This window comes from Pseudoalteromonas obscura (genome assembly GCF_030135505.1).
Taxonomy (GTDB): Bacteria; Pseudomonadota; Gammaproteobacteria; order Enterobacterales; family Alteromonadaceae; genus Pseudoalteromonas; species Pseudoalteromonas obscura.
Window position 1 is genome coordinate 121,435 of the sequence record NZ_JASJUT010000006.1, and the last position, 13,406, is coordinate 134,840.

Consider the following 13,406-nt stretch of genomic DNA (forward strand, 5'->3'; position numbering starts at 1 on the left):
AAAATAGAAAGTATTCCTTTTTAAATCAATAAAATAGATTTTTCACGCGAAGGGTGATTATGGAACCATTTGAGTTTAATAAGGTGTCATTAGAAAAAATCAGCTATCCTATGTAATACACCCAAGTTCATCATAAAAACTTACTCCTCAGCTACTTTAACGACTACTCGGCTTACCTGACAAGCAACGAGGCTTTATCTAAAGAGGTCATAATATTACGCAACTTTAAAGGGCGCGTAATAAACTGACCTGATTTATGATATACAGCAAACGCGTAACTATTTACGCAGTTAATTCGGAGTCATTCCTTACTCCTTCAATAACTTGAGTAATATCCATTAAATACACATCTTCAATCAACGAAATAACATCATTCCATCTAGGGTTATATTCATTATTTTCCCAACGCCTTAACGTGCGCTCCTCAATACCATAACAAGCTGCTGATTCAGCTTGTGTATAACCCCTGCATTTTCGTGCATACTTTAATAATTGCGCCCCTTTTGGAGTACGCACTAACTTGACAGGTTTTGGACTTAAGTCAGCACCGCTATGAGCAGACACCAGATGCTGAGATAGTCTAGACTTCATTTGTGTATTAAATGTTGGGTGGTTGGCCATATTCACTTTCCTTATTTTTTTACGCAAGCAAGTACGTTTGCACTCAAAAGTGCCCTACTAACTGTTATAACTTACCGTAATTAATGCATACTGAACCGTACTAAAGCTCGGTCTGCGTAATTTTTTAATAAGTATAGAGCAAAAAGTTACGCACCACAACCGCTAATAAATTTATTCCTGCGTAAAAAATTGCATTGAGTTTATTTTTAAAGCTCCTTATAATGTCCAAATTGACGCTTAAATAGATGTGATGTAGGAAATGAAACCCATTATGGACGGAGAAAGTTACCTAAATACCTTGGCAGAACGTGTAGAGGAAGCAATAAAGCCTCACAGTATCAGGGCATTTGCGTCAAAAATTGATGTCTCTGAAGGCACGTTGCGTCGAATATTAAAAGGCGAAGACCCTAAACTCAGCATTATTGAAAGGATTTCCAGTGAAGCACAAGTGAGTTTATTGTGGTTGATCACAGGAGAAGATAGCTGCGCCCCTGATTCAACGTTGCACCCCATTGTAAAACTGGATGAGTTCAATGACGCTTTTGTATTAGTACCAGGCTACCATGTCTCAGTCAGCACAGGACACGGCGCTTTTAATGACCAAATGCAAGTATCAAGGCATTTAGCATTTAGAAAAAAATGGCTCGAGTACAAGAACCTCGAAAAGAGTAAATTAGCAGTTGTATTTGCCAAAGGCGATTCTATGGAGCCAACCATTCACAATAACAATACCATTTTGGTTGACTTGAGTGACAAAAAACTCAGCGAAGGTCTGATATATGTAGTAAGGCTTGGAGAAGAGCTATATGCCAAACGACTACAACAGTACTTGGACGGCTCTGTGAGGCTTATCAGCGATAATAAAGAATATGTTGAGCAAGTCGTAAAACCAGACGAAATGGAGCAGTTGGAAATCATCGGAAAAGTTGTGTGGATCGGTAAAGATTTAACATAGCTTTTTTCAAACACCGTGTAGAGCCTTATAAAGGCAAAATTCGCTGTGGTATGTGGTATCGCAGCGCCAAATAATAATACTTCCTCACCTCTTCGCTTGCATGTTCAGCCTCGTTCTAATTACGTACACTCATAAGCTGGACCATTATGTGTGTAACTGTAAAATTTTACACCTTAAAAAATTCAAAAAATCACAATAAAATCAAATAAAAAAAACAACCACTTAAAAATAAAGTATTCTTTAAATAACGAGTAGAAACTGCCACTTATTGAGGTGACACCTAGCGCTATTTTACTTTATTAAATTGCTAACTCAGGTCGATAGACTGTCCATTATGCTGTAAACAAGGTAGTCGGCGAATGAAATTTTTTGATACTTGGAAACAACTAGGTGCGCTAGAAAACACCTTAAGCGATGATCACCAAACCATAAGCTATCAAGATGCTATTTTACGTATCAATACTTATCGAAGTTGGCTCTTGGATAACAATTTAACCCCACCGATTGCATTTTGCTGCGATCAGTCAATTGAGCATTTAATGATGTTGATGGCGTTATTGAGCACCGACATAAACTTTGCTTTATTACCTTACAATCATACTGAATTTGATGATGGCATATTTGGTGACCAATTACACATGTCTGCTCATTATCACAGTGATTTAACTCACATCACACTCAGCAAACACAATAAGGGCAATACGAAAGCGATTGAGGGTGCGGTCTATTTTGTTACTTCAGGTAGTTTAGGCTCTCCAAAAGTAGTCGTGCATCAGAGAGAGAATTTAGTCGCCAACTCCGTTAATGTGCTAGAACGCCTGCCACTTAGCCATGAAAATCGCGTCCTTATTCCTGTTCCGATTCACCATATGTATGGTTTTGGTGCAGCGCTATTACCTAGTTTACTTGTTGGCGCTACAATTCATATAACAAACAACCTAAATATTATTAAGTTTAAAACTGTCGAGCATCACTTTGTTCCCAATGTGATTTATCTCACTCCCCATATGTTAGAAGGCTTGCTTTATAAGCCAAACAACGATCTAACTTATCAATTTATTGTCAGCGCCGGGGACTGTTTCGACAATCATAAATACACTCGAGCCAAAGCCAAATTTAAGCAAATTTTCAACCTTTATGGGTCTACCGAATTGGGAGTCATCGCAATTGGTGAAGTACACAAAGCAGATCAAGAAATCAATGATGCGGTTGTGCCATTGAGCGCTGTGGAAGTCACAATAGACAAAGGAAAGCTCATTGTTGAGCACCCTTTTGGCTTTGACTATTATTTGCACCAGCCAAAACAACAGTCACCCTTCACAACTGGAGATCTGGTCTCAATTTCAAAGCATAGTGGCTTCAGAGTTATCGGAAGAGATACGTTTAGCGTGAATAGAGATGGGCGTTTACTTGCATTTTCTGAACTGGAAACTCAAATCAAACGGCATCAAGAAATAGATGATGTATCCCTAATAAAAGGTAAAGAAGATATCAAGGGGCATACTATTATTGCGGTTGTAGGGTCAAGCTCACAAACAGATCCCAAAATTCTCCGTAAACAATTAGCCGATTATTTACCGCCTTACGCAATGCCTGAAAAGGTTATTGTCCTCCCGCAACTGCCAAAGCTAAGCAGTGGAAAAATTAACCGAAAAGAAATAACAAAACTTTATGAAGGATCAGAAATATGATTGATGCATTAAAACAACTTGTCGTAGAAAAACTCGATGTGAATCTCAGCTATGACGAATTCGACCAAACAACCCCTCTTTTTGAAGATGGCTTGGCAATGGATTCAATCGTATTCACTGAGTTTGTCTTACTGTTGGAGAAAACCTTCAATGTCGAATTTGAACATGACTCACTAACTTTCGAGAACTTTTACAATCTTGAGAAAGTGTCGCAGATCATCGCTAAACACAGTAGCTAACTAACTTGCAGATCCTAACATTAGGTATAAGAAACCAATATGGAAATCAAAAACGACGATGCACAGTTGCCAGTCAGTGATCTAAACCGCAAAGGGTTTATAACTACTTACCCACCCAGCCGCTATTGGAAGGGCACATTTCATTCTGAAGCACTGGAAGACAACAGACTAAACTTGTATATCCACATCCCTTTTTGTATTCAGCGATGCAGATACTGTTTTTTCAAAATTATTGAGCTGTCTGAAAGTAATCAGCAAGATATAGACAATTATGTCGATTACCTGTGTAAAGAAATCGCACTCGTATCGAAACAATATGCTTGGTCTAAACGTCCAGTAGATACTCTTTACTTTGGCGGTGGTACACCAAGTTTATTAAAAGCGCGGCATCTATCCCAGATCATGGATACCTTAAACGCACATTACACCATGGCTTTATCGGAGTTTGTATTTGAGGTAGAACCAATTACTTATAATAAGAAGAAGTCAGAAGAACTCGCACAATTTGGTATTACACGACTCAGTTTTGGGATCCAGTCTTTTAGTGACGAAGTTGTCACAAAGACTGGTCGTAAAGACACTGAAACGATGAACATTGATGCCATTCAACGCGCGTTGGATACGGGCGTTATCGTCAATATTGACCTACTCAGTGGATTAGAGGGAGAAACCGAACAAAGCTGGCGATATAGCATTGACCGCGCAATTGCGCTCAATGTTCATTCGATCACAGTCTACAAAATGGAGCTTTATCAAAATTCAAAATACTTTAGTGATCTACACAAAAACAGCATCATCTTGCCAACAGATGATCAAGAAATGGCGTTTATGGATTATGCCATTGAGCAACTTCACGCAAATAACTATCAAAACTCTACATTTTTCACCTTTACCAAAAATGGAGATTACCCACAAAAACATTTGCATCAGCGCTGGCAAGGTGAAGATACCTATGGATTTGGCGTTTCTGCTTTCTCGTCTTTACAAAGGGAGTACATTCAAAACACTTCAAGGCCAGAAAAGTATAAAGCTGCTATCGACCAAGATATGTTGCCCGTTGAGCGGGGTGTAAAGCTCACATCAATGGACTTGATCGCCAGAGACATAGTACTGGGCATGAAAACAGCTCGTCTGGACTGCAAATGGCTTAAAGCAAAACACGGAATTGATTTACTATCCTCAAATAATTTAATGCTAAAAAAATTAATAGAGCAAAATTTTATTGCTGTACAAGAGAGCACTATAAAGATGACAAATAAAGGCGTGTTTTATGGCGATTTTGTAGGTAAAGCGCTTAGCCGACATTTTTTAGACTCGTTCGCTTAATTGCCAAACCTTACGCTACTCTAAGGCGTTAGGCGCCTGACTTAAATGCGCTTCACCTTCTTTATGAGGACCTATTGAAGGGGTAGCATGATATTAGACAGGCCTTATACAATAAAAATTAACCCGCAATGATTGTAACAAGCATTCAAATGAAGCGGGGTTAGCAAAATCTAATCAGACTCATCGTGGTGACACTCCGATAGAATAAGGAAAGCTTTACATGGTAAATAACTACCCAAATTTATTTGTCGTCGGCGCACCGCGCTCGGGCACCACAGCTATGTGCCTGTACTTAAAACAGCACCCGTCAATACATGTCTCTATTTTGAAAGAGCCCCACTACTTCGCAACAGATTTGATGGTGCAACCACATGCAATCACTGAAACTAGTGACTATCTAAAGTTATTTGCCAATTCAGCTATCAACGCAGAAGGCTCTGTTTGGTATCTTACCAGCAAAGCTGCGGCGCACAATATTCACACACATTGCAAAGGCGCAAAAGTCATTATTATGCTGCGCCGCCCGTGGGAGCAGATACAATCGCTACATTCGCTCTATTTACGCACTGGAAATGAAGATCAATCTGACCTCGAGCGCGCCATATCACTTTGCAAAAATAGACGAGAAGGAAAGTGTATTCCACCCGCAAGCTACTTTCACGACGGGCTGCAATATTTGAACAATGCCAGTTACTATCAACACGTCAAACGCTACATAGAAATCTTTGGTAAAAATGTAAAAGTGATTTTATTTGATGATTTTATTAAAGATACGCGTCGCATCATGGCCGAAACCTTTGACTTCATAGGTGCAGCCCCCTTTGATGATATCGAGTTTGACCAACAACAAGCCACACTCAAAATCCGCAATACAGCACTGCGTCAGCTCAAGCAGTTACCAGATAATATTCGCAACAAGCTACACCGCAACCACGTTCGTGTACACAAAACCGGGCAAGTCTCTTCGATGAGTAGACCTCTAAAGCAGTACTTGATGAACTACTATTACACCGATATTCAATCCACAGCGAATTTACTAGAGCGAGATTTAATCGGCTTATGGTACGAGTAATTAATAAAGGAAGGTAATGATTAATCTACACTACTTAAAGCTGCTCAAAGAGCTGAAACATAAACATGAACACCTCAATGGCGAAGCCATTGAAACTAAATTTCTTCATTTGCTCTCGTTAAAAATGCCTGATGTTGGGTTTGAACAGCTCCCTTACAACCCGCAGTGGCCACAGTGGTTTGCTCGCGAAAAACGGTGTTTAGTTGAGCTGGGCAATACCCTAAAGTTGGAAGAAGTTCAGCATATAGGCAGCACTTCTATACCTAGTATGTGTTCCAAAAATATCATCGACATTGCTGCTAAAACCCCCTTTGAGCCGGATGATATTCACGTACAGTCTGCGCTTGCAAAATTGGGTTATACATTTTTTGGCCGCAGCCCAATTCATACACAATGCTGTTGGTACTGGAAGGTCGAGTCCCGCAAATGTTATATATTGCACGTCGCCCACCACTCTCTCCCCTGTTTTAGCGAAGCCATCCTTTTTCGTGATTATCTTAAATCAAACCAAGAGCAGATAACTAGATATCAAAAGTTTAAAAATCAAGCGATTGCTTCAAGCTCTGACATGTTGTCATATTCTGTGCGCAAAATTGACATTTATTGCGACATACTGAACGATGCTAAACGCTGGTTAAAAACAGCTAAACATTAAATGCAAGCGAATAGATTCGTTATGAGGCAAGACTTTTAGCGTTAATAAAACAGTGTCACTTCCTGGGTTTTTGATGAAGTGACACTGATGTATTGCCATGGTCGTGCTAAAGCATATTATCTAGCTTTATAGCTTTTTCCATGCACCACTTTTTCCTGGTTCATCACCTTTAGTCCACCATAACGCTTGATAGCGCGCGCATAGGTTAGATGCATCGCAGTGATTTACCTCTTCGCCAGCGTTGTATGCCACGTTCACATGCCATGGAAACTCAGCTTGGCTAACCAATTTCCAAGCATCAGCGAAACGCGTAGGTTCAACACCTGATACCCAATATTTAGCTTCCCAAACCAGAGTCTGTTTCACTTCTTGGTCAAAGTGACTGACACGGTCTCCCGTATTGTAAATTACGGACGCATCATACGCAGGGTGCCCACCAGTACCTTTTGGCGTTACAGTCACAGTCACGGTATCTGTGTACGTGTCTACCCCATTGTCAGATACACTTAACTGGAACACCAATTGTTCAGACTGGGTTACTTGAGGGGCTGAAAAGGTTGCCTTATTGGTATCTCCACCAGCCAAAACAACCGCGCTTCCTGACACTTGTGTCCAAGCATAAGTAAGAACATCACCATCCGCATCAGATGTCGCACTACCATCCAATAATACGTTTGAAGCGCCTGATTCAACTTGCTGATCTGCGCCAGCATTGACTACAGGCGGTGTATTTACAACACTATCGCGAATCGTAACAATGACTTCATCACTTGTGCTACCGCCTTTGCCGTCATTGGCCGTAAAGCGTAATGCGACTGTGGCTTCTCCAATTACGTCAGGCGCAACAAACTCTACGTTTAGTGCACTTGTCACACCAAGCGTCACTGCGGGGCCTGACACCTGTTGCCACTGATAAGTCAACGCGTCGTTGTCAGCATCACTGGCTGTTGCCGATAACTTAACTACTGAACCTGATAATACACTCTGATCTGCACCGGCGTTGACCACAGGCGCTCGATTAGAGCCGTCAACCAATGGGTGTCCAAGTGATTCATGCATCCAATTTAAGATATCGCCGTTATCAGTATCGATCTCCCAACCAAACATACCAGCAAGACCCTCTTGGAATACAAGCTCGCCTTTCGCTTTTATCGACCTTTGATCGTCGTAAGAGATCAAATCACCCGTGCTTGGACGATAAATGTACGGTGCCTGCGCAACTGTATCGTAGTGATATTCCCAATCTGGGTGTTTTGCCCACTGCGCAATGTTTGCATACATTAACGTGCCAGGTTCAAGTTTAAATGCATCCGCTGGTGCAGATGGCCCAGTTGCCGTGCCCTGCATGTGGTGCGTACCAGGCGTATGCTCAACACCAGTCCAGCCTCGGCCATACATCGCAATACCTGCGATCAGTTTATTACCTGGTACTCCCTGTGCCTTGAGCAGATCAATACCTGTTTTCAGATTATATTGTGTTGTACGTACATCAGAAGGTTTGAAATCAGAAGGATACACCGCGGTTTGGTGGCCCAGACCTTCTAAATCCCAAGCGCCAAAATAGTCATAGGACATCATAAGAATATAGTCCATGTACTTTATCGCTTCGCCGTAGTTGACCTTTTCTAGCTTATCAAAACCGACGTTAATGGCAGATGTTAGCTCGTATTTTCGACCTGTACGAGCTTCCTCTTCATCCAACATTGTACGAAGCTCTTTCATCAGTTTGATATAAGTTGCACCATCGCTTGGCGAACCTAGGTTAGGATTCGCCGCTGCAACACCTGGGAATTCCCAGTCAATGTCGATGCCATCCCAAAATTGCCATGTTCTCAAAAACTTACGACATGATTCTACAAAAGTTTTTCGCTTGGCATCATCTGCCATAAAGTAGAACGGATCAGATAAAGTCCATCCGCCAATAGATGGAATGATCTTCAGATCGGGATAGCGTTGCTTCAAGGCCATCATCTGACCATAGTTACCCTTGATAGCATCTTGATTCACTTGGTCGCCAACTGGCTTCATGTACGCAGCCCAAGGATCTGGTGGCGCAAGTTCAAAGTCATTTAAGCCAGCTGCGACGCGTTGAAACGTATTATATCCAGTAGGGTTCTCTTTTTGAAAAGACTCGTTGGGACCTGTGATAGCAACAAAGCCATAAAAAATATGGGTCAAGTTTTCCGCTGGAATATTGTCAATGTAGTAGTCCATTCCTTCCACACGATACACGGACCACTCTGCCGCATATGCCGCGACAACTTTGCCTGTTGTATTGACGTATGAACGGTTTGTCATTTCAATTGGAAAGCGAGGATCATTCACCTTCATTGGCAAAGGGTCTAAATGACTCCCTGCGGTATCCGCAACAACAAGTACTTTATTGTTAGTACTGTCACTACATCCGTCCAAGTTACACAGTTGGACAGTTAAATTGAACTTACCGCCTTTTTTAAATGTTAATGTTTCTACACCCGATTGCGAGCTGCCTACCTCAGTCAAAACTCTGCTATGTACTACTTTACCATCAAGTAAAATCTTAACTGTTTCGCCAGCTTCCCCAGTCCACTTTGACCAAGGCACAGAAACATCAACACTTGGCGCGACGACTACATCTTTATATGCCAGTGAATCTGTAATTGTTACTAAACTATGCTTTTCGACCATCCACTCTACTTTTGGCGCGCCAGGTACCGCAGCAAGAGCAGGAAGAGAGGCCATAAAGCCAGAGAGAAGCAATGCCTGCTTCACTCTGCTCAATACCCTGTTGTGTGATTTTTTCATTTTATTTCCTTCTACATGTTTTTCTTGTTTTACAGGTTATTATTTGCCTGCCTTTTTAAACTTCAGAGGGCCTTTATTTCCCCCTGAAAAATACTCTCCAATTAGATATTGCCCATCCTCAGACAAAGTTAATGTATGGACACCTTCCGTCGTCCAGCCAGGGATCTGTTGTGTTACCTGGACCTTAACTGTAATGGTATCTTGCTCTCTCTTACCCGCTCCGTGCTCCACAAAAGGTATACCTTTGAACTCAAGGTAATGTGCAGTAAAAACTTCACTCCCCTGTTGCGACACTATCAAATGACCATTGGCAAAATTACTGTTGTTTACATCATGCCATAAGCCAGCGATACGCCTTTCAGTAGCTTGCTCCTTGGCACTAGCTACACTAGAGACAGCGCTGTCATCAGCTTGAACAAGAAAAGAGCAATGAAGTGTCAAAAATAAGATGATTGGACGAAAAGAAATACGCATGTGCTCATGTCCCTCTAAAATTAATTAACAAAACAAAAATACTGTTAACACCAATGTACCGAATACAACGAAAAACACAACCCACTTTAGGGACTAAAAAATAATCACCGTAGTTCAAACTCGTTCCCTTTTCATTCATCCATACCTATAAATTTACCTACTAAGTTGAAATTCAAGCTTATAAAAATTGAACAACATTAATTTCCTCAAAAACAAATAGTAAAAATAATTGACTAAATAACATTCAATGCCACGCTTTGACGACATCAAAAAACGCAGAGACTTATACGTCATTGGAAGTTTTGCAATTTTTCCAAACCTTCTAGAGAAGCAATCGTGCAAAGTAAATCTTGCTATGTGAACTAAAATTTAAATCATCACGGTCATCTGTCGATACTTCAAAGTTTTTTCTAAACCTATAGGAAACGATATGGCACAGAACACCTATACCCCAGAAAAAGTGTGGCAATGGGAAGCCGGAAATGGCGGTAAATTTGCAAACATCAATAGACCTACGGCTGGTCACCGTTTTGAACAAACACTGCCAACAGGAAAACACCCTTTACAGCTATATTCATTGGCAACCCCAAATGGAGTTAAAGTCACTATTTTATTAGAAGAGTTGCTTGAAAAAGGGATATCTGGAGCAGAATATGATGCATTTCTTATCGACATTATGGAAGGTGAACAATTCTCTTCGGGATTTACAGGTATCAACCCAAACTCGAAAATACCCGCTTTGGTTGATACCACACACCAACCTGCGATAAATGTGTTTGAATCAGGTTCAATCTTACTTTATCTAGCAGAAAAGTTTTGTGAGTTTATTCCTAGTGAACTTGAAGATCGAACAAAGTGCCTTAATTGGCTATTCTGGCAAATGGGATCAGCACCTATTTTGGGTGGTGGGTTTGGCCACTTTTACGCGTATGCGCCTGAGAAGTTTCAGTACCCAATTGATCGTTACGCCATGGAAGTAAAAAGGCAGTTGGACGTATTGAATATTCATTTGCAAGATAATCGTTACTTGTGTGGTGATGACTATACCATAGCGGATATGGCTATATGGCCATGGTATGGGGTACTTGTAGAAGGTGGTTTATATGAAGCAGCAGAATTTTTAGACGTGCAGGCATATCCTAATGTGCTCCGTTGGGCCAAGCAAATCTCTGCAAGGCCTGCTGTGAAAAAAGGGCGCATGGTTAATCGCACTTGGGGAGAAGATCACGAGCAGCTTCATGAACGCCATGACAGCCGCGACTTTGAGTCAAAAGTCCAAGACCAACCTACAACTAAATAACAAGGTTACTGCGTGAGCCTCATTTGGGTGGGGCTTACACACTCACTATTAACCCTGCTTAGACATATATTCACTCATCCGTTCTTGTAGTTCCAATTCACTTAAATCTTCAATATGAGTTGCGATCGTCCAAATATGGCCAAATGGATCTTCAAGTGTGCCTGCTCTATCACCGTAGAATTGATTCTCTACTGCTCTGAGCTCTTTTGCCCCCATTGCCAAGGCTTGAGAAAATACCATATCCACATCTTCAACATAGTGCATCAAAGTAACGGGCGTACCACCAAGTTGATTAGGTCCTTTAAAATGCATGTCGGGACATTCATCGCTGATCATTAGGTGGGAATTACCTATTTTAAGCTCTGCATGGGCAACACCACCATCTGGCATATTCATTTGTAATACCAACTCGGCTGCAAATACCTTTTGATAAAATTGAATTGCCTGTGTAGCTCCTTGCACAATAAGGTACGGTGTTAAAGCATGATAGCCTTCGGGAATTGCGTTCACGGCCATTTTACTGTCTCTCAGTTGCTAGTTAGTCTGAATAAAACTAGTCTATTTCTTGCAAAGCACAAACGGTAGTAACCCCAAAAACCAAGTTTTACCAATCTAAATATCCACTTTTCTTCGTGAAAAAAAACGCTAAACTATGCGTTTTTATCGCCGTTAGGGGCCATTATGCAGCGCAAAAAATTAGTCAACCAACTTACTGAATTACTCAAGCCCTTCCAGATAAATGACTTTTGCCCAAATGGGTTACAAGTCGAGGGTAAAGACAACATCAAAAAAGTAATCACCGGTGTCACCGCAAGCCAAGCGTTGATTGATGTCGCAGTAGAAAAGAACGCCGACGCACTATTGGTACACCACGGATATTTTTGGAAAGGCGAAGAGCAATCAATTACAGGCATGAAAAAGCGCCGAATCCAAAGCCTCTTAACGCATGATATCAACCTTCTTGCTTATCATTTACCCCTTGATGTGCACCCTGAGCTTGGAAACAATGCACAGCTCGGAAAATTGTTAGACCTAGAAATTGAGCGCCCATTAGAGCCGTGGAACAAAAACAGTGTTGCGGTTAAAGGAAAACTCAAAAACCCGATGACAGTAGCTGAGTTCGCGAAGCTAATTGAAGATAAGTTAGATCGAAAGCCGCTAGTTAATCAAGCTGGCGATCATCTTATTAAAACCATTGCTTGGTGCACAGGTGGTGGGCAAAGCTTCATCGACTTAGCTGCGAGTCAAGGTATCGATGCCTACCTGACAGGCGAAGCATCAGAACAAACAATTCACAGCTCCAATGAGCAAGGGATCCACTTTTTTGCAGCTGGACACCACGCGACAGAGCGATACGGAGTGAAAGCCCTAGGTGAATACTTAGCCGATAAATATGACCTAGATGTAGAATTTGTCGACATCAATAACCCGGTATAAATGTAACATGGCTAAAAAGTACTCCACCTCCGCGCCAACAGATCGCAATTTTTGCGATATTGCCGGAAAATTTAAGAATAACATTTACGGCACGAGTAAAGGCAAGATCCGAGAAGCGGTTCTAAAACGAGACTTGGATGAATTGCTGGACGAACATTTCGACAGTAAGCCTCTGAGAATTTTAGATGCTGGAGGTGGGCAAGGGCAACTGTCGCTATATTTAGCTGAACTCGGCCATGAAGTTATTTTACTTGATGTCTCTGCGCAAATGTTAGCCATTGCCAAAGAGCGCGCCGAAGCTAGGAATATTTCATCACTGTCGTTAATCAATGCACCGCTGCAAGAGCTCGCAGAATTAAATCTCGGGCAGTTTGACCTTGTACTTTGCCATGCCGTACTAGAGTGGATTGTGGAACAAAAGACGGCTGTGACAATCCTTAATAAATGTTTAAAGCCAGATGGTATTTTGTCCTTAATGTACTTTAACAAATCAGCGCAACGACTGGCCAATATGGTCTACGGTAATTTTGATTATGTTTCAAATGGTCTTCAAGTCAAACAAAAAGTGGGCCTGAGCCCCAACCAGCCACTTGAAAGTGAGCATGTAGATAGTTGGCTCGCCGAACTGTGTTTACGCACTTTAAATAAGACGGGCGTTCGTTGTTTTCATGACTATTTACGTGAAACGAATAAAGCAGACGAGCAATTCGATGAACTATTGGCACTTGAACTTAAATACAATAGAGCGGAGCCGTATGCCTCAATTGGCAGGTATACCCATTTGCTCTTGAAGCCAGACCAATAAAATAAAACGGCCTTAACACAAAATACCCACCACAGTATTAGTGTTAA

The 13,406-nt window shown here is 41.4% G+C and carries 13 protein-coding genes; 9 read left to right on the forward strand and 4 right to left on the reverse strand.

The genetic code is table 11. The features are described from left to right. Positions 1-282 precede the first annotated feature (282 nt). The gene (locus QNM18_RS15075; RefSeq protein ID WP_247687495.1) at positions 283-621 is read right to left on the reverse strand and encodes a helix-turn-helix domain-containing protein; all 339 of its coding nucleotides are present in this window, start codon (positions 619-621) and stop codon (positions 283-285) included. Positions 622-880: 259 nt separating this feature from the next. Between QNM18_RS15075 and QNM18_RS15080 the strand changes: the two genes are divergently transcribed. From QNM18_RS15080 to QNM18_RS15105, 6 genes are all read left to right on the forward strand, one after another. Continuing rightward, positions 881-1,576 (forward strand): XRE family transcriptional regulator, encoded by a 696-nt coding sequence (locus QNM18_RS15080; RefSeq protein WP_211012372.1) that lies wholly within the window; start codon positions 881-883, stop codon positions 1,574-1,576. A gap of 359 nt (positions 1,577-1,935) precedes the next feature. Continuing rightward, on the forward strand, positions 1,936-3,267 hold the full coding sequence (locus QNM18_RS15085; protein WP_211012371.1) for a class I adenylate-forming enzyme family protein: 1,332 nt from the start codon (positions 1,936-1,938) through the stop codon (positions 3,265-3,267). Then, a complete protein-coding gene (locus QNM18_RS15090; protein WP_211012370.1) occupies positions 3,264-3,506 on the forward strand; it encodes an acyl carrier protein in 243 nt (80 codons plus the stop codon). The genes QNM18_RS15085 and QNM18_RS15090 overlap by 4 nt, the downstream gene beginning before the upstream one ends. A 39-nt stretch (positions 3,507-3,545) precedes the next feature. Further along, positions 3,546-4,832, forward strand: coding sequence for a coproporphyrinogen-III oxidase family protein (locus QNM18_RS15095; RefSeq protein WP_284137697.1), 1,287 nt, complete (start codon positions 3,546-3,548; stop codon positions 4,830-4,832). A 220-nt stretch (positions 4,833-5,052) separates the two neighbouring features. Continuing rightward, positions 5,053-5,904 (forward strand): sulfotransferase domain-containing protein, encoded by an 852-nt coding sequence (locus QNM18_RS15100; RefSeq protein WP_284137698.1) that lies wholly within the window; start codon positions 5,053-5,055, stop codon positions 5,902-5,904. Positions 5,905-5,920: 16 nt separating this feature from the next. Beyond that, entirely contained in the window at positions 5,921-6,559 is a 639-nt protein-coding gene (locus tag QNM18_RS15105; RefSeq protein WP_284137699.1) for a GrpB family protein, read from the forward strand. A 126-nt stretch (positions 6,560-6,685) separates the two neighbouring features. On the opposite strand, the gene QNM18_RS15110 is transcribed toward QNM18_RS15105, so the two are convergent. Both QNM18_RS15110 and QNM18_RS15115 read right to left on the reverse strand, forming a co-directional pair. Beyond that, a complete protein-coding gene (locus QNM18_RS15110) occupies positions 6,686-9,343 on the reverse strand; it encodes a glycosyl hydrolase family 18 protein (protein WP_284137700.1) in 2,658 nt (885 codons plus the stop codon). Between the two features lie 39 nt (positions 9,344-9,382). Further along, the gene (locus QNM18_RS15115) at positions 9,383-9,817 is read right to left on the reverse strand and encodes a hypothetical protein (RefSeq protein ID WP_284137701.1); all 435 of its coding nucleotides are present in this window, start codon (positions 9,815-9,817) and stop codon (positions 9,383-9,385) included. A gap of 430 nt (positions 9,818-10,247) precedes the next feature. Between QNM18_RS15115 and yghU the strand changes: the two genes are divergently transcribed. Next, positions 10,248-11,117, forward strand: coding sequence for a glutathione-dependent disulfide-bond oxidoreductase (gene yghU, locus QNM18_RS15120; protein WP_284137702.1), 870 nt, complete (start codon positions 10,248-10,250; stop codon positions 11,115-11,117). 48 nt (positions 11,118-11,165) lie between these two features. On the opposite strand, the gene QNM18_RS15125 is transcribed toward yghU, so the two are convergent. After that, complete coding sequence (locus tag QNM18_RS15125; RefSeq protein ID WP_023398540.1) at positions 11,166-11,633, reverse strand: VOC family protein; 468 nt, start codon at positions 11,631-11,633, stop codon at positions 11,166-11,168. Between the two features lie 165 nt (positions 11,634-11,798). On the opposite strand from QNM18_RS15125, the gene QNM18_RS15130 reads away from it, so the two are divergent. Next, on the forward strand, positions 11,799-12,554 hold the full coding sequence (locus tag QNM18_RS15130) for a Nif3-like dinuclear metal center hexameric protein (RefSeq protein ID WP_284137703.1): 756 nt from the start codon (positions 11,799-11,801) through the stop codon (positions 12,552-12,554). Between the two features lie 7 nt (positions 12,555-12,561). Beyond that, positions 12,562-13,359 carry a methyltransferase domain-containing protein gene (locus QNM18_RS15135; RefSeq protein ID WP_284137704.1) on the forward strand — a complete coding sequence of 266 codons (798 nt, stop codon included), beginning with the start codon at positions 12,562-12,564 and terminating at the stop codon, positions 13,357-13,359. The last annotated feature ends 47 nt before the right edge of the window (positions 13,360-13,406 follow it).